This is a genomic window from Mycolicibacterium psychrotolerans (assembly GCF_010729305.1).
Taxonomy (GTDB): Bacteria; Actinomycetota; Actinomycetes; order Mycobacteriales; family Mycobacteriaceae; genus Mycobacterium; species Mycobacterium psychrotolerans.
Window position 1 is genome coordinate 694,451 of sequence record NZ_AP022574.1, and the last position, 18,911, is coordinate 713,361.

The window sequence follows — 18,911 nt, forward strand, 5'->3', positions numbered from 1 at the left end:
TTCGCGCCGAAGGACTACGTCAGAACATCTGCCAGTCCGACGCACCGTCGGGCTGGTTGTACGTACCGACGGAGTTCTTGATGACGACGGCGTCTCCGCTGCCGAAGTTGTCGTAGAACCACTGGGCGTTGGCCGGGCTGAGGTTGATGCAGCCGTGGCTGACGTTGCTTTCGCCTTGCGAGCCGACCGACCAGGGCGCGCTGTGCACGAACGCGCCGCTGTTGTCGATGCGCACGGCGTCCTGCACCTTGAGCTTGTAGCCCTGCGCTGAATCCACCGGCACCCCGTACGTCGAGGAGTCCATCACGATGTCGGCGAACTTCTCCAGCACGTAGTAGGTGCCGTTCTTGGTCTCGTAGCCCTTCTTGCCCATGGAGACGGGGAAGGTCTTCTCGACCTTGCCGTTGCGCACGACCGTCATCGTCTTGGTGGTGTCGTCGACGGTGGCGACCAGCTGCTCGGGCACGGTGAAACTCGACTTGGTGCCGGCGGCGTCGATGTTGACGACGGTGCCCGCGGGCCAGAAGTCCTGCGGCCGCCAGCGCAGCTGGGTGTCGGTGGTCCAGTAGAAGCGGCCGGGCACCGGAGGCACCGACGAGATGTGCACCGCGTCCTGGGCCATCTGCCGGTTGGCGATGGGCCGCGCGAAGTTGATGTAGATCGGCTTGGCCGCACCCGCGATGGACCCGTTGGTGGGGTTGAACGACGGCGGCACGAACGGCGGCTGGCCGACGAACGGATTCGGGTTCTGGCCGGCGGGCGTGCCCTCCGGGATCGGCATCGGGTCGCCGGGGATGACGGCGAACGGGTCAGCCGGGGTCGGCGCGGTGGCCGGGGCGGGCGCGGGCGGCGCGAACGGATTCGCCAATGCCAGCGGATCGGGTGCAGGCGGCGGCGCCATCGGGTCGACCGGCACCGGTGGCGGCGCCACACCGGGCTGCGCCGACGCCGACGGGGCGCTCAGCACCAGCCCTGCGACCACAGTGATCACCGACAACACGGCGATGAACCCGGTCCTGTTTGCCTGCCGCATGCGTGTACCTCCAGTCCCGCGACTGCACCCAGTGTGGCACAGCGCCGAAGTCGATTGTGCTGGCCAGCGGGTGTTCACAGCCCCGACGACCCCGCATTCGAGGGCCCTGACCTGCATTGATGATCGTCATACGGGCGTCAGGCGTTACCGGGGAGGGAGCCGTACGCTCGGCGGAATGATCGTCGCATTCAGCATCAGCCCCTCCGGAGGGGACGAGACCGGTGGAGTCAGCGAGGCCGTCGCCGCGGCGGTGCGGGTGGTGAGGGCCTCCGGGTTGCCGAACGAGACCAACGCGATGTTCACCAACATCGAGGGTGAATGGGACGAGGTGATGGCCGTGGTCAAGCAGGCGGTCGACGCCGTCGCTGCCGCGGCGCCCCGCGTCAGTCTCGTGCTCAAGGCCGACATCAGACCCGGCTACACCGGTCAGCTCACCGCGAAGGTGCAGCGCATCGAGGACGCCCTCGGCTGACACGTTGCCTCTCGGCAGCCAGCACCTTACTCTGCAGTAAGAACGGTTGTTCACTGAAGGGTGCTCGCATGCGGACGACGGACATCGAGTCCCTCGGCGAGGTGGCTGCGGAGGGACTGACCGTGCTCAACACGCTGGTGCGCGGATTGCACACCGGCATCGCCGGTCGGGTGTTCCGGTCGATCGGGCCCGCGGCGCGGCCGGTCGAGATCGTGCACGACGCGATCGCCGGGGCCGTCTACGACGCGCTCGACGCGACCGGCCAGCGACTGCCCCCGGCCGTTGCCGGGCTGGCTGTGGCGGGCCTTGCCTTCGATGACGACGCCCCCCTGGACGAACGGTCCGGCGTCGCCAAGGCCATCGCCGCGCTCAACGGCATCTACGGCGACGAACTGTCCGACCGCGACAACGCGCTTGCCGCGCCGATGTCGGTGCGGGTGGCCGGGCGCCCGGTGCCGCTGACGCCCGATGCGGTGACCGACGCGTTCCCCACGCCCACCGACACGCTCGTCGTGTTCCTGCACGGGCTGTGCCAGACGGAGTCGTCGTGGCACCGCCCGCCGCGCCCCTCGGACGAGGTGGATCCGCGGTGGTACGGCGAACGGCTGCGTCACGACCACGGGTTCACGCCGGTTCAGATCCGGTACAACACGGGGCTGCACATCTCGACCAATGGTCGGGCGTTCGACGAACTGCTGACCCGGTTGGTCGAGGTGTGGCCGGTGCCGGTGCGCCGGATCGCGCTGGTCGGTCACTCGATGGGAGGGCTGGTGGCCCGGTCGGCGTGCCACTACGGCCACGAACAGAACCGCCGGTGGAGCCGGGCGACGCAGCAGGTGGTGTGTCTGGGCTCGCCGCACCTGGGTGCCGATCTGGAGAAGGGCGTGAACGCCGCGGCGTGGCTGCTGATCCGGCTGCGCGAGACGCGCGCGATCGCCGAGTTGCTCAACCTGCGCAGCGACGGCATCAAGGATCTGCGCTTCGGCTCGGTGCTCGACGACGACTGGGCCGACGCGCATCCCGACGAATTCCTGCGGGACCGCTGCGGCGAGGCACCGTTCCTCCCCCACGCCCGCTACCACTTCGTCGCCACCTCCGCGGCGCCGACGGCGCTCGGCGTGCTGTTCGGCGACCACCTGGTGCGTCCGTCGAGCGCTTCGGGACGGGGCCGCAACCGGCGGTTGCCGTTCGGCGAGGACGACGGCCTGGTGCTGACGGGCCTGCACCACTTCGATCTGCTCAACCACCCGCGGATCTATGACCGACTGCATCACTGGCTCGGTGGCGCACCGCGGCAGTGAACGGGCCATCCCCAGAGCCGGATTCATCCACAGATCCTGATGTCGGCGGGCGTCTCCCACCATGGGCGTCCCCGCTCGGAGGGACCATGGGGTCATGTCCGCAATCGCGTCTGCTGAGCCGGCGGCGACGAGTTTCGATGAACGGCTCGGTGAGTTGTTCGACGAGCTCGCGGAGCTGACCGGGCAGCGCAACGCGATCGACGGACGGATCGTGGAGATCGTCGCGGAGATCGAGCGCGACCAGCTCTGGGGCGCGACGGGAGCACGATCGATCCCGGCGTTGGTCGCGTGGAAGACCGGGTTTCGCCATCCCGGGCGGAAACCATTGCGGCCGTTGCACATCGGCTCGAAGAACTCCCACAGTGCGTGGCCGGCTTGCGGGAAGGCAAGCTGTCGCTGGACCAAGTCGGCGTCATTGCCCAACGGGCGGCTCACGGTTCCGATGCCCACTTCTCGGAGTTGGCCGAGTGCGCGACTGTCAGCCAGTTGCGTACTGCGCTCAGGCCTCCAACCCAAGCCGGAACCTCAACCCGAGCCCGACGCCGACGCCGACGCCGATGCCGATGCCGATGCCGATGCCGATGGGCCCGCATCCGATCCGGGTCCGCAGCCGTCGATCACCACCAAGTCCGATGAGCAGTACACGTATTGGCAGATCAGGCTTCCGCATGTTGAGGCGGCGACATTCGAGGCGGCCCTTCAATCGCATCGGGACGCACTCATCACCGACTGGAGGCAACGGGTCGAGACCGATGGGCGGCCGCCGATGCCCACGACCGCCGACGCTTTCATGCGCCTGGTGGAGGCCGGTTGGGACGCCGAGGCCGCTGCCCGCCCGCACGGGCAACGCACCACGGTCGTCGTCCATGTCGATGCGAACGACGCTGTCGCCGCACTGCATCTGGGGCCGCTGCTCGCCGACGCCGACCGCCGATACCTGTCCTGCGATGCCACCTGCGAGGCGTGGTTCCACCGCGACGGCCGTGCCATCGGCGCGGGCCGAAGCACGCGGACAGTGAATCGCCGGCTACGCCGCGCGCTGGAGTACCGAGACCGCATGTGCGTGGTACCAGGGTGTGGAGCCACCCTCGGTCTGCACGCCCACCACCTCGTGCACTGGGAGGACGGCGGACCCACTGAGCTGTGGAATCTTGCGCTGGTCTGCCCCTACCACCACCGCGCTCACCACCGCGGGATCATCACCATCACCGGACCCGCCGACAAGCTGTGCGTCACCGACAGCGCAGGACGAGCGCTGAGCTCAGCGTCGCTGGCGCGGCCGCCGACCACGCCGCGACCAGCGGTCGAGCCCTGCCGCGGGCCCACCGGTGAACGTGCCGACTGGTGGTGGTACCAACCGTTCGAACCCCCACCATCGACCAGCAACTAGGCCGAGCTCAAGAGCGGACCAGCCGGGCGATCGCCGCGGAGGCCTCGGCGAGCTTCGCGTCGGCGTCGGCGCCGCCGGCCGCGACGGCGTGGGTGACGCAATGGCCGAGGTGCTCGTCGAGCAGGCCAAGAGCCACCGACTGCAGGGCGCTGTTGACGGCGCTGATCTGCGTGAGGATGTCGATGCAGTACTTGTCCTCGTCGATCATCTTCGCGATGCCGCGCACCTGTCCTTCGATACGGCGCAACCGCTTGGCGTAGTTCTCCTTCTGCGCGGAGTAGCCGTGGACGCCGGTGTCGTCTGCTTCGGTCACGGATTCCCCTCCAGCATCGTGTTCATCTGCCCGATCTCGGCTTGCTGCGTGGACACCATCGTCCTGGCCATCGACACGGCGTCGACGTTCTCACCGTGGGCGATCTCCGCCTTCGCCATCTCGACCGCCCCCTGATGGTGGTCGACCATCGACTGCAGCCACAGTCTGTCGAACTCAGGCCCGCGCAGCGACTCCAACCGCGTGATCGTGGCCGCGTCGACCATGCCGGGCATGTTCTGGCCGTGACCGCCGTGGTCGGCCTGCCCGAGCTTCGGCTGCTCGTTCCACTGCACCAGAAAGACGTTGAGGGTGTTGATCTCGGACTGCTGCTCCCCGGCGATGCGGGCGGCCAGGGCGGCGAGCTCCGCGTTGGTCGAGCGCTCCGGCACCAGCTCGGCCATCGCGACGGCCTGCCGGTGGTGGTCGATCATCTGCTTTGCGAACGTCACGTCGTCGGGGTTGAACCCGGCCGGCTCGCCGGTGATCACCGGGGTGTCGGTCGACGTCGGCGCGGCATCGCTCGACGACGACCCCGAACTGCCGCACCCGGCCAGCACAACGGCGGCGAACACGGCGGCCACCATCCGGACAATCGGCATCATGTGGCCAGCGTACTAGTACCCCACGGGGGTATGGATAACGGTTTGGCCGGGTGAAACGCCAGGCGCATAATCGTGCGCATGCCCTCAGAGTCCCCAGACGCCACCGCCAGGTCCGATTCCAAGCCTGACATCAAGCCCCGCTCCCGTGACGTCACCGACGGTCTCGAGAAGGCCGCCGCCCGCGGCATGCTCCGCGCGGTCGGCATGGGTGACGAGGACTTCGCCAAGTCGCAGATCGGCGTCGCGTCGTCGTGGAACGAGATCACGCCCTGCAACCTGTCGCTGGACCGGCTGGCCAAGGCCGTGAAGGAGGGCGTGTTCGAGGCCGGCGGCTTCCCGATGGAGTTCGGCACCATCTCGGTGTCCGACGGCATCTCGATGGGTCACGAGGGCATGCACTTCTCGCTGGTGAGCCGCGAGATCATCGCCGACAGCGTGGAGACCGTCATGCAGGCCGAGCGGCTCGACGGGTCGGTGCTGCTCGCCGGTTGCGACAAGTCGCTGCCCGGCATGCTGATGGCCGCAGCCCGCCTCGACCTCGCCAGCGTCTTCCTCTACGCCGGGTCGATCCTGCCCGGCAAGGCCAAGCTGAGCGACGGCACCGAGAAGGACGTCACGATCATCGACGCGTTCGAGGCCGTCGGCGCCTGCGCGCGCGGGCTGATGTCGCGCGAAGACGTCGACGCGATCGAGCGCGCCATCTGTCCCGGCGAGGGCGCCTGCGGCGGCATGTACACCGCGAACACGATGGCCTCGGCCGCCGAGGCGCTGGGCATGTCGCTGCCCGGTTCGGCCGCTCCCCCGGCCACCGACCGCCGCCGCGACGGTTTCGCCCGCAAGAGCGGCATCGCGGTCGTCGAACTGCTGCGCCGCGGGATCACCGCCCGCGACATCCTCACCAAGGAGGCGTTCGAGAACGCGATCGCCGTGGTGATGGCGTTCGGCGGCTCCACCAACGCGGTGCTGCACCTGCTGGCCATCGCCGCCGAAGCCGAGGTGAAGCTGACGCTGGCGGACTTCACCCGCGTCGGAGCCAAGGTGCCCCACCTCGCCGACGTCAAGCCGTTCGGCTCCTACGTGATGAACGACGTCGACCGCATCGGCGGTGTGCCGGTCGTGATGAAGGCACTGCTCGATGCCGGTCTGCTGCACGGGGACTGCCTCACCGTGACCGGCCGGACGATGGCCGAGAACCTCGCGCACATCGCCCCCCCGGACCCCGACGGCAAGGTGCTGCGCGCGCTGTCCGAGCCGATCCACCCGACCGGCGGCATCACGATCCTGCACGGCACGCTTGCCCCCGAGGGTGCAGTGGTGAAGTCCGCAGGCTTCGACTCCGACGTCTTCGAAGGCACCGCACGGGTTTTCGAGCGTGAGCGGGCAGCGCTGGACGCGCTCGAGGACGGCACCATCACGCACGGCGACGTCGTGGTGATCCGCTACGAGGGCCCCAAGGGCGGTCCGGGCATGCGGGAGATGCTCGCGATCACCGGCGCGATCAAGGGTGCGGGCCTCGGCAAGGACGTGCTGCTGATGACCGACGGCCGGTTCTCCGGCGGCACCACCGGGCTGTGCGTCGGGCACATCGCCCCCGAGGCCGTCGACGGCGGCCCGATCGCGTTCCTGCGCGACGGTGACCGCATCCGCCTCGACGTCGCCAACGGCACCCTCGACGTGCTGGTCGACGAGGCCGAATTCGATTCGCGCAAGGCAGGTTTCGAGCCGTTGCCGCCGCGCTACACCACCGGCGTACTGGCCAAGTACACCAAGCTGGTCGGGTCCGCCGCCGGCGGCGCGGTCTGCAGCTAGATGTCGCTGGCCTTCCTGCTGACCACCCTCATCGTGGTCGCCACCCCCGGCACCGGTGCGCTCTACACCGTGGCCACCGGGCTGGCGCACGGCACCCGGGCGGCGATCGTCGCAGCAGTGGGCTGCACGTTGGGGATCGTTCCGCACATGGTGGCGGCGGTCAGCGGGCTGGCGGCCATCCTGCACAGCAGCGCCGTCGCGTTCCAGACGCTCAAGTACCTCGGGGTGGCGTACCTGCTGTACCTCGCGTGGCTCACCTGGCGTGACGACTCGGAGCTGGCCACCGAGTCCGCGCCCGCGGCCCCGCCCGGGCCCTGGCGCATCGTCGGCACCGCGATCGGCGTCAACGTGCTGAATCCGAAGCTGACGCTGTTCTTCTTCGCGTTCCTGCCGCAGTTCGTCGATCCGGCCGCCGGTCCGGCGTTCCTGCGGATGCTGGGGCTCTCCGGCGTCTTCATGGCCGTCACGCTGGTGGTGTTCGCTGCCTACGGCGTCTTCGCCGCCGGGGTGCGGACGCACGTGATCAGGCGGCCCCGCGTGGTGACGTGGATGCGGCGCACCTTCGCCGCGACGTATGTGGCGCTAGCGGCACGGATGGCGGTCGCCTCCCGCTGATCGGCAGCATCGGCAGCGACAATCTCCGATCCCGCCGCAGCGGACGCGCCATAGCGGAGAATCGAGGCGATGAACCAGCGACGCGGGGTGGCGACGGTGCGGCGTGCCCTGCGGCTGGCCGGGATGCGGCCCCTGCCCCGCGTGCCGATGCGCACACCGATCGACTTGCGCGGCAAGAGAATTCTGCTGACCGGAGCGTCCTCGGGTATCGGTGAGGTTGCCGCCGAGAAGCTCTCGGCGTGCGGCGCCACGGTGATCGCCGTGGCCCGTCGAGAACACCTGCTGACCGATGTCGTCGCCCGGATCACCGAGCGCGGCGGTACCGCGGTCGCGATGCCCGCGAACCTCGCCGACCTCGACGCGATCGACCAGCTTGTGCGCGACGCCGGACCGATCGACGTGCTGATCAACAACGCAGGCCGATCGATCCGGCGACCGTTACTGGAGTCCCTCGAGCGGTGGCACGACGTGGAACGCACGATCGCACTGAACTACTACGGCCCGCTGCGCCTGATCCGCGGACTCGCCCCGGGCATGGTGGCGCGGGGCGACGGACACATCATCAACATCTCCAGCTGGCGGGTGATGCCGGAGTCCTCGCCGTTGTTCAGCGTCTACAACGCGTCGAAGGCGGCCCTGAGCGCGGTGAGCCGGGTCATCGACAACGAACTGGCCGACTCCGGGGTGCACTCCACGACCATCTACTACCCGCTGGTGGCGACACCGATGATCGCGCCCACCCGCGCCTACGACGGGTTGGCGGCCCTGCACGCCGACGAGGCCGCCGACTGGATGGTGTACGCCGCGCGGATGCGCCCGGTGCGGATCTCCCCACGAAAGACGTTGCCGCTGAGGGCACTCGACCTGGTCTCGCCGCGTCTGCTCAACGGGGTGATGAAGCGCTCGACGCCGCCCACGTGAGTCAGCGCGACGCCTCCTCGAATGCCTTCGTCACATCGGCCTGGGTCTCGCCGAGAAAGGTGCCCAGTTCGTCACCGGTCAGGAACGCGGTAATGAACTGCCGCTGGTCGGCGATCCGCTTCCAGGTCGGCGTCCGCACCATCTCGCCGAGCACCTTCTGCCAGTAGGCGACGGCCTGCTCGGGCATGCCGGGCGGCCCATAGAGCCCCCGCCAGTTCGACAGCGTGACGTCGAGTCCCTGCTCGCGGGCCGTCGGGGCATCGACGCCGGGCACCGGGTTCTCGGCCAGGACCGCCAGTACGCGCAGCTTCCCGGCCCTGATCTCGTCGACGAACTCGCTGAGCCCGCCGATCGCGACGGGGATGTGGCCGGCGCGCAGCGCCGCGGAGACGAGCAGGTCGAACGGCGCCTCGTCGTCCTTCGCGGCGCCGACGGCGAGATCGCCGGGCCGGGTCTTGACGGCGGTCATGACGTCGCCGAGATTCGCGAAGGGCGCGGCCGGGTCGGTGACGACCACGAAGTACTCCGTCATCAGGCGGGCGATGATCGTGACGTCGCGGTAGCCGTAGGGGGAGACGCCCCGGATCTGGTTCATCATCATCGACAGCGACGTGACGGAGATCTGGTCGTCGGTACCGGCGTGCTGCTCCACCATGGTCGCGAGTTGATCGGCCCCGCTCCTGCCGGGCCGGTTCGCGACGGTCAGCGGCACGTCGACCAGGTGCTCGGTCTGCAACGCCTCGACGACCGCCCGGATCGTCAGGTCGAAGCCACTGCCGGGGCCGGCGCCGGCAGTCATGGTGATCGGCGCCGACGGATAGGGCTTCGGAGCCGCCCCTGACTCCGAAACGGGTTCTGACCGTTGGCAACCCGCGACGAGCAGGATGGCGGTCAGTAGTGCTCCGATCACGGACAGGCGGAACACGGCCATGCAAGCCTCCCCGGGCGGATGCGACTATGCGCCTACCACGCGCTGACCCGGTCGGCGCGTTCCCGCCCCGCGAGCCGGGCGTCCCACTCGTCGAGCACCTCCGGGGAGGTGCGCGGTGTCGCCAGGCTCGCAACCACGTACACCACCAGGCTGGCGGCCAGGCCGTAGTAGATCGGCTCGTTGGCCAGCACGTCGCCGACGATCACCATCGTGCCCAGCGTGACGACGGTGCCGACCGCCATCGACCACAGCGCCCCGGTGCCGGTGGCCCGCTTCCACAGAAAGCCGCCAAGGATCGCGACCAGCAGCCCGCCCACCAGGATGTCGTAGGCGATCGTCAGCGCCGCGACCACGTCGTTCAGCAGTGCGGCGATGACGATCACGACGATGCCGAGCACCACCACGTACAGCCGGTCGGAGTGCACGTCCCGTTCAGTGTCCTCACCCTTGTCCGGGGTGCGCCCGATCATCCTCTGCAGCAACGGTTTCACGTCGGTGCGGGCGACGGTCGCGGTGGCGATCAGGGCGCCGGACGCGGTGGACATCATCGCCGCGACCGCCGCGGCGAGCACCAGCCCGCTGATCCCCACCGGCAGGATGCTCTCCGCGATCTGGGCATAGACGTCGTCCTTGGCCTCGATGTCGGGCAGGAACGTCGACGCCGCCATCCCGATCACCGCGCCGGCGATGCCGTAGAGCACGCAGTACAGCGCCGCCGTGGTGCCGCCCCACTTGGCGACCTGCGGGGAGCGCGCGGTGAACACTCGCTGCCAGATGTCCTGGCCGATCAGCATGCCGAAGCTGTACACGACGAAAAACGTGATGATGGTAGGCATCCCGATCGCCCCGAGGTCGAACACGGCATCGCCCGCGCGCTCCCGGATACCGGCGAAGCCGCCCGCCTTGCTCAGCGTGAACGGCAGCAGCAGGGCGAAGATGCCGATGGTCTTGAGGATGAACTGCACCATGTCGGTGAGCGTGATCGACCACATGCCGCCGATCGACGAGTACAGCATCACCACCGCGCCGCCGATGATCACCGAGACCGTGCGATCGGTGCCGAACAGCACGTTGAACACCGTCGCGTACGCGATCGTCGACGTCACCGACAGCATCAGCGTGTAGGCGGCCATGACGAGCCCCGACGACGACGTGGCGTCGACGCCGTACCGCAGCCGCAGCATCTGCGCGACCGTGTAGACCCGCAGGCGCTGGATCCGGCCGGCGAAGAACAGGCTCAGCGCGAGCAGACCGACGGCGATCGACACCACCAGCCACATTCCCGACAGCCCCCATTTGTAGCCGAGGCCGACACCGCCGACGGTCGACGCGCCGCCCAGCACCACCGCGGCCATCGTGCCGGTGTACAGCGTCGGGCCCAGCCGCCGCCCGGCGACCAGGAAGTCGGCCGAGTCCTTGGTCCTGGTCTTGCCCCAGAAGCCGAACGCCAGCATGGCGACGAGGTAGACGACGATGATCGTGATGTCGAGCGGCTTGCCCATGGTCTTAACTCCTAGGTGGCTGAGAACATCCGCAGCGTTGCGGGAAGGACGACAACGGCGGGTCCGCGCGCCGTGGAGGTGCCTGCGACGACCTCGCCGACGGTGTCGAGGGTGGCCCGGTGCGCAGGCACGCCGAAACTGGCTGCCAGAGCGACGAAGTCGGGCCGGGCGAGCTCGGTGGCGGTGGCCTGGCCGAACTCGCCGGTCATGTACTCGCGCAGGATACCGTAGCCGCCGTCGTCGACGATCAGCCACGTGACGTCCGCGTCGTGCTGGCGCGCGGTGGCCAGCTCGGCGATCGAGTACATGGCCCCGCCGTCCCCGGATACGGCCAGCGTCCGCTGCCCGGTGCCGATCGCGGCCGCCACCGCCGCGGGGAACGCGAAGCCCAATCCGCCCGCGCCCTGCGCCGAGTGGAACTCGCCGTCGAGCGGGTCCCACGCCGACCACGCCCAGTAGCCGGCGATCGTCATGTCCCAGAACGTCTGTGTCGCACCGGGAGTCGCGTTCCGCAGATCGCGGATCAGTGCGCGCTCTGCCGCGACGTGCTGCCCGGCGAGCCTGTCCTCGACGGCTGCGCGCAGGGCCGCGGCGATGTCGGCACCGCTGATGGTGGCGCGCGGGGTCACCTGCGCGGCGAGCGCGGTCAGCGCTTGCGCGGCGTCGGCGTGCACGGCGAGCGCCCGGTGGTTGGCTCCCAGCACCCGCGCCTCGGCGTCGACGTGGATCACGGTGCCCCTGGGGGTGAGGGTGAAGTAGTTGCTCGTCACCTCGCCCATCGCCGTACCGACCGCGAGCAACACGTCGGCGTCCTCCAGCAGCGAGGTGGTGTGCCGGTCCTCGATCCAGGACGCCGCTGACAGCGGATGGTCGAATCGGATGGCGCCTTTACCGCCGACCGTCGACACCACCGGAGCGTCGAGGCGTTCGGCCAGCGCGACGAGCGCCTGCGCACCGCCGCGGGAGCGACGCACGCCGCCGCCTGCCAGGATCACCGGCCGCTGCGCGGCGCTGAGCACGGCCGCGGCCTCGGCGACCACCTCGGCGCGGGGCGGGCGCGCCGTGACGGCGGTGACGACGGAGGTGACCGGCGGGACGTCGGCCGGCTCGAGGAGCACGTCCTGCGGGATCTCCACCCAGGTCGGACCGGCGGGCGCGGACTGCGCCAGCGACCACGCGTCGGCCAGCAGGCTCGGCAGTTGGCCCGAATGCCGGACGACCGCCGTGCTTTTCGTGACGTTGATCGCGCTACGCTGCTGGTCGTCGAGTTGGTGCAGCGCACCGCGCCGCAGGCCCATCGCCGCCCGCGGCACCTGGCTCGCGATCACCAGCAGTGGGACGCCGGTGGCGTACGCCTCCTGCAGCGCGCCCAGCGCGGTCAGCGCACCAGGTCCGGTCGACAGGAACAGCACGCCGACCTCACCGGTGGCCCTGGCGTAGCCGTCGGCGCCGAACGCCGAGTTGTTCTCGACCCGCGAGCTGACGAAGGTCAGGTCGCTACGCCGGATCGCGTCGAACAGGCCGAGCGCGTTCTGCCCGGGGATGCCGAAGACGTGCGACGCGCCGAGTGCTGTCAGCGTCTCGACGACGACGTCGCCACCGTTGCGCTCCATCGGCGATCCTTGTCGGGGTGGGGAATGTGGTGTGGCTCACGGTAGAACCGCGCCTCACCACCCGCAAGCGCTTCCGTCGCCACACCCCTCGGTATTGTCGCGATCCGCCGACGTCGGGTCGCTGATCCACGCGGAAGCGGCAACGCACGGTCGGCAGATGACCGATCCGTCGGTGCGGTCAGGCCGAAAAATCTTCGGCCCGATCACCGGCCCTTGACGTGGAGCACCCGTTTCCGCAGCCCTTCGGTGGCCGTCTCCATCAGTCCCTTGGCACCCCGTTTCACCACGAATCCGGGCAAGGGCACCGTCGGATCGACGGTCAGCTCGAACGTCACCCGCGTGGTGTCCCCGTCGGGGACCAGCGTGTAGCGGGCGTCCTGCGCGCGCTGCTGCGCGGAGCTCACCAGGGTCCAGCTGACGCCGTCGTCGTGGACCGAGTAGTCGAGGACCTGTTCGTCACTGATGCCGACGATCCTGACCACCTGCCGGGACCGGGCGGGCCGGCCCTGGTCGTCGCGCTCGAGGATCTCGACCTCCTGGTGCGCCGAGGACCATTCCGTCAGCGACTCGAGGTCGAACAGGACCTCCAGGATCTCCGCGGGCGACGCCTCGATGACGGTCTCGCGGGATTCGGTGATCGCCATCTAGACGCGCGGCCGTCCGCTGCTGCGACGGCCGGTGATGCCCAGGTAGGCGGCGATCAGCACGATCGCGAAGATGATGCCGACCAGGAACGGGATGATCTTGAATCCACCGTTCTGGTTGGAGTAGCCCAGCTTGTAGGAGACCCAGGCGCCCAGGAAGGACCCGAGTGCGCCGAGCACGATGGTCATCAGCACGCCGATGTTCTGCTTCCCCGGCATGACCAGCCGCGCCAGTGCGCCGACGATGAGACCGACGACGATGGCGCCGATGATGGTTCCGATCACGATGTGCTCCTCGATTGGGCGATGTGCCGACGGCCGGAGGATTACCCGTCGGCGCCGGAATCAACCGCCATCGCCTCGATGCGCCGCAGCGCCACCGCGAGCACGGGCAGATACGCGGGCGCCCACACTGGGGCGCTCATCCACGCCCGGCACCCGCCGGCGGTCGGTTCCACGCCGTGATGCGTGGCGGGCACACCGGCCACGCGCCACGCCCAGGAGCGCCCCTGGTCGAGTTCGGTGATCGTGAACGGCAGAGGCACCCCGACCGGCGTCCACACCCGGCCCGTCGCTCCGAGTTCGAACCCGCCGCCGTCGAGTTCGGCGCCCGCGACGGTCGGCCCCCACTGCGGCCAGGCGCCGAGGTCGACGAGGAGGTGCCACACCGCGTCGGCGGGCGTGGAGATCTGTCTGCTCACTGTCCACACGGGCGTGGAGTACCCGCCTCGGGAACCCGAGTCACAGCATGGGCGGTGCCTGCGCGATCTCGACCCGCCGCCGAAGCCGCTCCGCGAATGCTGCGGCCTGCTCGAGGTCGGTCTCGTTCGGCCGTCCCTTGTTGACCCCGCCGAGGAATTTCAACGGGCCGACCGTGTCGAGACCCGGGCACGAGAACGAATCCAGCACGTCGAAGCCCTTCGCCTCGAGCTTGCGACCCAGCGGGCCACCGTAGTCCAGCAAGCGCATCCGTCGCGCGCCGCTGGTGAAGAACGTGAACGCGCGCCGAGTGCCGGTGTCGTCGGTCGGCAATCGGCGAACGAGATTCCACAGCCGCGGATGCACCGCCATGAAGTAGATGCCCGACCCGAATCCGACGAGGTCGTACTGTCCGAGCGAGTCGACGTCGACCGCCTCGGGTGTCACGACGTCGGCACCCAGTACTTCGGCCATGCTGTCCGCCACTCGACGGGTGTTCCCGTTGGAGACCGACGCACAGATGATCAGTGACTTCATGACCGCGATCGTGCGCCGGAGTCACTCTCGAGCGTCAGGGCGCTAGATCATCTCGCCGCGGGACGTTCGTCACTTGTCGGGACGAACCGCAGCGCCAGCGCGCCCAAGGCCATCACCGACACCACGGGCGTGAGGAACAGCAGCAGCGCGGCCAGCAAAGCCGCGCTAAGCGAACCGCGCGTACAGCGCAGGCAGGAAACCGGCGAGGTGGTTCATCTCCTGGGCGCAGTGCACCATCAGATCCCGCGGATCAGGCAGCTGACGGGCCGCCACCGGACGAATCATGCTGTTGGCGAACATGTTTCCGTGTCTGACCGCGACCTCTGGTCCGCCCATCCAGAACCGCGACCGCATCTCGGACCCGTCGGCGGTGGGCCGAATCTGGTGCACCAGCCAGCCGATGTCCACCGGCAGCTCCGAGGACCCCAGCCGCGCGCACACCGCCACGGAGTCACCGAGCCGGTGCGGCGGCAGGCCCAGCTCCTCCGGCGGCACGAAGCGGATGGCCGCCTTGGTGTACGCCGACCCGAGGTACTCCTCGACCAGCGATGTGCGCCCGACATACTGCCCGTCACCGCCGCCGTCGGCCCACCGCGCCGATGCGTGCGCGCGCGGATGCCACAGCTTGTACCGGCGCGCATCGCTGCCGTGCCAGCCGAACCACCAGTCCCACATCTGCGGCGTCACCCCGGGCATGTCGGTCAGCACCGACACCGCGAAGCCGCCGCGGCGCAGCCGCCCGTAGCCGGTCTCGGTGGCGAGGTAGCCGTGGTCGAGAAGATCTGCCGCACAAGCGAGGTCGAGCAGAACCTGGTCGGCCTGCGGACCGTGGTGCAGCGCGTCGACCACGTGGGCGGGCAGCAACGCCATGCGCGGATCGAAGAACGCGCCCCACGCGGTGTCGGCGTCGCCGGGCCGGTACCCCAGATAGGCCATCACACCCGACCCATCCAGCTGTGGAACCGGCCCGCCGGGTCGTAGACCGACCGGACCCGGTCCAGCTCGGCCATCACCGCGTCGGTGGCGAACGGGGCGGGGCGGCGGCCGAGGTTCTCGTCGGCCAGCTGGACCCCGGTCTGCAGGTGCTCCATCGCGGCGAGGTTCGACCGCGCCCAGTCGCCGTGGGAGTCGTCGTCGGCGGCGTCCTGCCACACCCCGTAGAGCGCGAGGTAGATCTCGTCTTCGAGGCTGTAGGCCATATCCTGACGCTGCGGCGAGGGCCCCCAGTTCAGCCACAGGAAGTGCGCCGGGTGCGGCGGCATCGTCTCGAGGATCCGCCGGATCCCCGGCATCAGCTCCTCGGCTGTCGCCGAAGTCCACATGTTGTCGGTGCCGTACCGGTATCCGGTCGGATAGTTGCTCATCACGCCCGCGTACCAGGTGTCCAGGTCCGACGGGGCGTACGGCACCGCGATCGTCGCCCGGTCCCGGACGGGGCAGGTCTCCAGCAGGGCCAGCGCGGCCGTCGCCTCGGCCTCGGACTCGGCGAACACCGGGGACGCCAACACGATCGACGGGATGTCGATGCCCGCGCCGGGCACCGCCCCCGACGCCACGATCTGCAGTTCCACCCGGCGGTCCACCTCGGCGCTGATCGCCCGCGCCCACGGGTAGATCTCCTCTGCGCACTGCATCGGATACACGTAGAGACTGCTGCCGCACACCGCGGGACGCGGGTAGAGCCGAAGGTGGAAGGCGACGACGACGGCGAAGAAGCCCGACCGGAGCCCCGCGCCGCCCAGTACAGATCGGGGTGGTTTTCGGCGTCGACGTGCAGGCGCTCACCGTCGGCGGTCACCACGTCGAGGCCGAGCACGCTCTCACACGCAGGCCCGAGGACCCGGCTGTTCCAGCCGTAGCCGCCCTGCAGCAGGTAGCCGCCGATCCGTACGCCCTTGCAGTGCCCGGCCGGGAAGAACAGCCCGCACTGGTCCAGCAGCCCGGCCAGCACGCTACCGCCCATTCCGGGGCCGACGACGGCGGTCCCGGTGCCGGTGTCGATGTCGCAGTCGTCGAGGCGGCTGACGTCGAGCAGCATGCCGCCGTCGCGCACATGGTTACCGGCCCAGCTGTGACCGCCCGACCGGACACCGATCCGCATGTCGTGCCGTGCGGCGTACCGCACGGCGGCGACCACCTCATCGGCATCGGCGGCCTGCACGACGACGTCGGGATAGCGCTCGGGCGTGCGGGCGTTCCACACCGTCTGGGCGCGGGCCTGCTCGTAGCCGTCGTCGCCGCGGAAGAAGTGCCGTCCGTCGGGAAGGTCCGCCATTGCTCCGCCCTCCGAGGGTGATCCGTATAGCGGATCGTGGTGATCCGTACAGCGGATCACTATAGTGCTCGGCATGGCGCCGGAGGACGAGAATCAGCGAACCCGCGACTCCTCCCGAGATGATGGCCTGCAGGCGCTGCGCAGGGCCGCCGCGGCGCTCGACGAGATCGCCACCGCGCCCGGCCGGCTGCGGCCGGGCGACATCGCGGCGAACCTCGGGCTGGCCAAGTCGACGGCGCGCCGCCTGCTCGTCGCGCTCGTCGACGTCGGGTTCGCCGCAGTCGACGACGCGGGACGCTACCGCCTCGGCGACCGGCTGCTGGGCCTGGCCGGCGCCGACGGCGCGCATCTGGCGGCCGCGCTACGCCCCGTGCTCGCCGCGGTCGCGTCGGCGACCGGCGAGACGGTCGACCTGTCGGTGCTGCGGGGCCGGCAGATGTGGTTCATCGACCAGATCGAATGCCCGCACCGGCTGCGTGCGGTGTCGGCGATCGGCGGCCGGTTCCCGTTGTCCGACACCGCCAACGGAAAAGCCGCGCTGGCCCTGCTCGACGACGACGAGGTACCCGGCGCATTGGCCGAGGAGATCCTGGAGGTGCGGCGCACCGGCATCGCCTACGACCGCGACGAACACACCGTCGGCATCTCGGCCGCGGGGATCGCCAAGCGGGTGCCGAGCGGACTCGTGCTGGCGATCTCCGTCCCGGCGCCCACCGAGCGGTTCCGGTCCCACGAGTCCGCGATCATCGACGCGCTGCGCGCCGCGGCGGCCTCACCACTGTGGGACACCCTCGGCTGAGGAGTCAGCGCCCGCCGGCGAGCACGATGTCCACCGCCGCCTCGACCACCGCGTCGGCGGGCAGCGCGCCGAACATCAGCGACGGACAGGTCACCACGCCGGTCAGCATCGACAGGGCCGCCTCGAGCCGGGCGCCGGAGAACCGCTGTCCCAACAACTCCCGCAGCGGGCGCTGGCCCTCGGCATTGACCCGGTCCCGGAGCCGGGCGGCGGCCGCGGTGGTGGCCGACTGCGCCAGCCCGAAGACGAGGCGGTCGAGCCGCAGCTCGGTGACCGACCGCCGGAACACCGTGAGTTCACCGATCAGATCGGCGCGCAGATCTCCGCTCGCCGGGTGGTGCGGCAACTCCCCGAGCGCGTCGAGCGCCAGGCCCACCAGGTCCAGCCGGGTCGGCCAGTGGGCGTACAGCGTGGTCTTCGAGTACCCGGCGCTCTCGGCGACCCGGGCGTGGGTCACGTCGTCGAATCCCTCGGTGCGCAGCACCTCGAGAGCGGCGCGCGACACGTCGGTGCGCGTCCGGGCCACGCGCGCGTCCTCGCCGCCCCTGTCCTGAGTGCTGGGCACGATAGGCCCTTCCGTTGCGGCTGCGATCGCGTCACCAACGCGTCAGAAACTCGATTGGTGGACGCTCTTTCCATTAGTGATTGATGTGTGTACTAATGAACTATAGATCCAGTAATGAATGTTCGAGAGCATTTCCTGGCATCCGCGTCGAGCCCCGGCGCCCGCGATGCCACGGTCCCACACCGCCCCAGAAGGGAAACCCCATGCCCGCCATCCTCTTCGGATCGATCAGCACCCTGGCCGACACGTCGGAACTGCAACGTCAGGCGTTCAACGAGGCCTTCGCCCAGCACGGGCTGGACTGGACCTGGTCGCAGCAGGAGTACCGCTCCATGCTCGGGTCGAACGGCGGCGCCCAGCGCATCGCCGACTACGCCGCCGCCCGCGGTCAGGACGTGGATGCCGCCGCCGTGCACGCCACCAAGTCGCAGCTGTTCCAGAAGCTGCTCTCCGAAGCCACCCTGAGCCCGCGGCCCGGCGTGCGCGAGACCATCGAGCACGCCAGGACGGCCGGCCACCGGCTCGGGTTCGTCACCACGACGTCGAAGGCCAACGTCGACGCGCTGCTCGCCGCGCTGGAACCCGACATCGACGCCTCGACGTTCGACGTCATCGTCTTCGACGACCACGTCGACGAACCGAAACCGGCGCCGGCGGCCTACCGGCTCGCGCTGGACTGGCTCGACATCGAGCCCGCCGACGCCGTCGCCATCGAGGACAACGTCGGTGGCGTGCGCGCCGCCCGCGCCGCCGGACTGCGCTGCATCGCCTTTCCCAACGCGAACACGGCCGGGGCCGATTTCGACGAAGCCACCGACACCGCCGACCACCTCGACGCCGACCGCGTGGTGGCGTTGGCCGCCGCCTGACCGGAACGAACGGAGCCTGCC

Annotated in this window: 19 protein-coding genes and 2 pseudogenes; 8 read left to right on the plus strand and 13 right to left on the minus strand. The window is 69.7% G+C overall.

Annotation, left to right across the window (positions count from 1 at the left end):
• Positions 1-19 precede the first annotated feature (19 nt).
• A complete protein-coding gene (locus G6N45_RS03420; RefSeq protein WP_163720415.1) occupies positions 20-1,033 on the minus strand; it encodes a L,D-transpeptidase in 1,014 nt (337 codons plus the stop codon).
• A 175-nt stretch (positions 1,034-1,208) separates the two neighbouring features.
• Between G6N45_RS03420 and G6N45_RS03425 the strand changes: the two genes are divergently transcribed.
• The 3 genes and pseudogenes from G6N45_RS03425 to G6N45_RS03435 all read left to right on the plus strand — a co-directional run bounded on the left by G6N45_RS03425 (position 1,209) and on the right by G6N45_RS03435 (position 4,196).
• Complete coding sequence (locus G6N45_RS03425; protein WP_163720416.1) at positions 1,209-1,505, plus strand: thiamine-binding protein; 297 nt, start codon at positions 1,209-1,211, stop codon at positions 1,503-1,505.
• Positions 1,506-1,573: 68 nt separating this feature from the next.
• Entirely contained in the window at positions 1,574-2,806 is a 1,233-nt protein-coding gene (locus G6N45_RS03430; protein ID WP_163720417.1) for a lipase family alpha/beta hydrolase, read from the plus strand.
• Positions 2,807-2,900: 94 nt separating this feature from the next.
• A pseudogene (locus tag G6N45_RS03435) lies at positions 2,901-4,196 on the plus strand (HNH endonuclease signature motif containing protein).
• Positions 4,197-4,203: 7 nt separating this feature from the next.
• Here G6N45_RS03435 and ricR read toward each other — a convergent pair.
• Together ricR and G6N45_RS03445 are read right to left on the minus strand one after the other, a co-directional pair.
• A complete protein-coding gene (ricR, locus tag G6N45_RS03440) occupies positions 4,204-4,509 on the minus strand; it encodes a copper-sensing transcriptional repressor RicR (RefSeq protein ID WP_057150046.1) in 306 nt (101 codons plus the stop codon).
• Positions 4,506-5,111, minus strand: coding sequence for a DUF305 domain-containing protein (locus tag G6N45_RS03445; protein WP_163720418.1), 606 nt, complete (start codon positions 5,109-5,111; stop codon positions 4,506-4,508). The genes ricR and G6N45_RS03445 overlap by 4 nt, the downstream gene beginning before the upstream one ends.
• A 78-nt stretch (positions 5,112-5,189) precedes the next feature.
• Between G6N45_RS03445 and ilvD the strand changes: the two genes are divergently transcribed.
• The 3 genes from ilvD to G6N45_RS03460 all read left to right on the plus strand — a co-directional run bounded on the left by ilvD (position 5,190) and on the right by G6N45_RS03460 (position 8,456).
• Positions 5,190-6,920: a dihydroxy-acid dehydratase gene (gene ilvD, locus G6N45_RS03450; RefSeq protein ID WP_163720419.1), complete on the plus strand. Its 1,731-nt coding sequence runs from the start codon at positions 5,190-5,192 to the stop codon at positions 6,918-6,920.
• Positions 6,921-7,535 (plus strand): LysE family translocator, encoded by a 615-nt coding sequence (locus G6N45_RS03455; RefSeq protein ID WP_163720420.1) that lies wholly within the window; start codon positions 6,921-6,923, stop codon positions 7,533-7,535.
• Between the two features lie 69 nt (positions 7,536-7,604).
• The gene (locus G6N45_RS03460) at positions 7,605-8,456 is read left to right on the plus strand and encodes an SDR family oxidoreductase (RefSeq protein ID WP_163720421.1); all 852 of its coding nucleotides are present in this window, start codon (positions 7,605-7,607) and stop codon (positions 8,454-8,456) included.
• A gap of 1 nt (position 8,457) precedes the next feature.
• Here the strand turns inward: G6N45_RS03460 and G6N45_RS03465 are convergent, their stop codons facing one another.
• The 9 genes and pseudogenes from G6N45_RS03465 to G6N45_RS03505 all read right to left on the minus strand — a co-directional run bounded on the left by G6N45_RS03465 (position 8,458) and on the right by G6N45_RS03505 (position 16,657).
• Entirely contained in the window at positions 8,458-9,387 is a 930-nt protein-coding gene (locus G6N45_RS03465) for a tripartite tricarboxylate transporter substrate binding protein (RefSeq protein WP_246228865.1), read from the minus strand.
• A 32-nt stretch (positions 9,388-9,419) separates the two neighbouring features.
• Positions 9,420-10,889, minus strand: a complete 1,470-nt coding sequence (locus G6N45_RS03470; protein ID WP_163720422.1) for a sodium:solute symporter family protein — start codon at positions 10,887-10,889, stop codon at positions 9,420-9,422.
• A gap of 11 nt (positions 10,890-10,900) precedes the next feature.
• Positions 10,901-12,502, minus strand: coding sequence for a thiamine pyrophosphate-binding protein (locus tag G6N45_RS03475; protein ID WP_163720423.1), 1,602 nt, complete (start codon positions 12,500-12,502; stop codon positions 10,901-10,903).
• 203 nt (positions 12,503-12,705) lie between these two features.
• Positions 12,706-13,146, minus strand: a complete 441-nt coding sequence (locus tag G6N45_RS03480; protein ID WP_163720424.1) for an SRPBCC family protein — start codon at positions 13,144-13,146, stop codon at positions 12,706-12,708.
• On the minus strand, positions 13,147-13,431 hold the full coding sequence (locus G6N45_RS03485; protein WP_163720425.1) for a GlsB/YeaQ/YmgE family stress response membrane protein: 285 nt from the start codon (positions 13,429-13,431) through the stop codon (positions 13,147-13,149).
• A gap of 41 nt (positions 13,432-13,472) precedes the next feature.
• The gene (locus G6N45_RS03490; protein ID WP_163720426.1) at positions 13,473-13,856 is read right to left on the minus strand and encodes an SRPBCC family protein; all 384 of its coding nucleotides are present in this window, start codon (positions 13,854-13,856) and stop codon (positions 13,473-13,475) included.
• A 31-nt stretch (positions 13,857-13,887) separates the two neighbouring features.
• A complete protein-coding gene (locus G6N45_RS03495; RefSeq protein WP_163720427.1) occupies positions 13,888-14,382 on the minus strand; it encodes a flavodoxin family protein in 495 nt (164 codons plus the stop codon).
• 165 nt (positions 14,383-14,547) lie between these two features.
• Entirely contained in the window at positions 14,548-15,318 is a 771-nt protein-coding gene (locus G6N45_RS03500; protein WP_163720428.1) for a DAPG hydrolase family protein, read from the minus strand.
• Positions 15,318-16,657: pseudogene (locus tag G6N45_RS03505) on the minus strand (FAD-binding oxidoreductase). Before G6N45_RS03505 ends, G6N45_RS03500 begins: the two are co-directional and overlap by 1 nt.
• Positions 16,658-16,730: 73 nt before the next feature.
• On the opposite strand from G6N45_RS03505, the gene G6N45_RS03510 reads away from it, so the two are divergent.
• Complete coding sequence (locus G6N45_RS03510; protein WP_163720429.1) at positions 16,731-17,456, plus strand: IclR family transcriptional regulator; 726 nt, start codon at positions 16,731-16,733, stop codon at positions 17,454-17,456.
• A 4-nt stretch (positions 17,457-17,460) separates the two neighbouring features.
• Here G6N45_RS03510 and G6N45_RS03515 read toward each other — a convergent pair whose 3' ends face one another.
• Positions 17,461-18,021 carry a TetR/AcrR family transcriptional regulator gene (locus G6N45_RS03515; RefSeq protein ID WP_163720430.1) on the minus strand — a complete coding sequence of 187 codons (561 nt, stop codon included), beginning with the start codon at positions 18,019-18,021 and terminating at the stop codon, positions 17,461-17,463.
• 203 nt (positions 18,022-18,224) lie between these two features.
• Here G6N45_RS03515 and G6N45_RS03520 point away from each other — a divergent pair, with 203 nt between their 5' ends.
• Positions 18,225-18,890, plus strand: coding sequence for an HAD-IA family hydrolase (locus tag G6N45_RS03520; RefSeq protein WP_163720431.1), 666 nt, complete (start codon positions 18,225-18,227; stop codon positions 18,888-18,890).
• Positions 18,891-18,911: the final 21 nt, after the last annotated feature.

Bases quoted from the DNA above. Each gene is read 5' to 3' on its own strand.
- G6N45_RS03420 (WP_163720415.1), bottom strand. From the start codon at position 1,033: ATGCGGCAGGCAAACAGGACCGGGTTCATCGCCGTGTTGTCGGTGATC.
- G6N45_RS03425 (WP_163720416.1), top strand. From the start codon at position 1,209: ATGATCGTCGCATTCAGCATCAGCCCCTCCGGAGGGGACGAGACCGGT.
- G6N45_RS03430 (WP_163720417.1), top strand. From the start codon at position 1,574: ATGCGGACGACGGACATCGAGTCCCTCGGCGAGGTGGCTGCGGAGGGA.
- G6N45_RS03445 (WP_163720418.1), bottom strand. From the start codon at position 5,111: ATGATGCCGATTGTCCGGATGGTGGCCGCCGTGTTCGCCGCCGTTGTG.
- ilvD (WP_163720419.1), top strand. From the start codon at position 5,190: ATGCCCTCAGAGTCCCCAGACGCCACCGCCAGGTCCGATTCCAAGCCT.
- G6N45_RS03455 (WP_163720420.1), top strand. From the start codon at position 6,921: ATGTCGCTGGCCTTCCTGCTGACCACCCTCATCGTGGTCGCCACCCCC.
- G6N45_RS03460 (WP_163720421.1), top strand. From the start codon at position 7,605: ATGAACCAGCGACGCGGGGTGGCGACGGTGCGGCGTGCCCTGCGGCTG.
- G6N45_RS03465 (WP_246228865.1), bottom strand. From the start codon at position 9,387: ATGGCCGTGTTCCGCCTGTCCGTGATCGGAGCACTACTGACCGCCATC.
- G6N45_RS03470 (WP_163720422.1), bottom strand. From the start codon at position 10,889: ATGGGCAAGCCGCTCGACATCACGATCATCGTCGTCTACCTCGTCGCC.
- G6N45_RS03475 (WP_163720423.1), bottom strand. From the start codon at position 12,502: ATGGAGCGCAACGGTGGCGACGTCGTCGTCGAGACGCTGACAGCACTC.
- G6N45_RS03480 (WP_163720424.1), bottom strand. From the start codon at position 13,146: ATGGCGATCACCGAATCCCGCGAGACCGTCATCGAGGCGTCGCCCGCG.
- G6N45_RS03495 (WP_163720427.1), bottom strand. From the start codon at position 14,382: ATGAAGTCACTGATCATCTGTGCGTCGGTCTCCAACGGGAACACCCGT.
- G6N45_RS03500 (WP_163720428.1), bottom strand. From the start codon at position 15,318: ATGGCCTATCTGGGGTACCGGCCCGGCGACGCCGACACCGCGTGGGGC.
- G6N45_RS03510 (WP_163720429.1), top strand. From the start codon at position 16,731: ATGGCGCCGGAGGACGAGAATCAGCGAACCCGCGACTCCTCCCGAGAT.
- G6N45_RS03520 (WP_163720431.1), top strand. From the start codon at position 18,225: ATGCCCGCCATCCTCTTCGGATCGATCAGCACCCTGGCCGACACGTCG.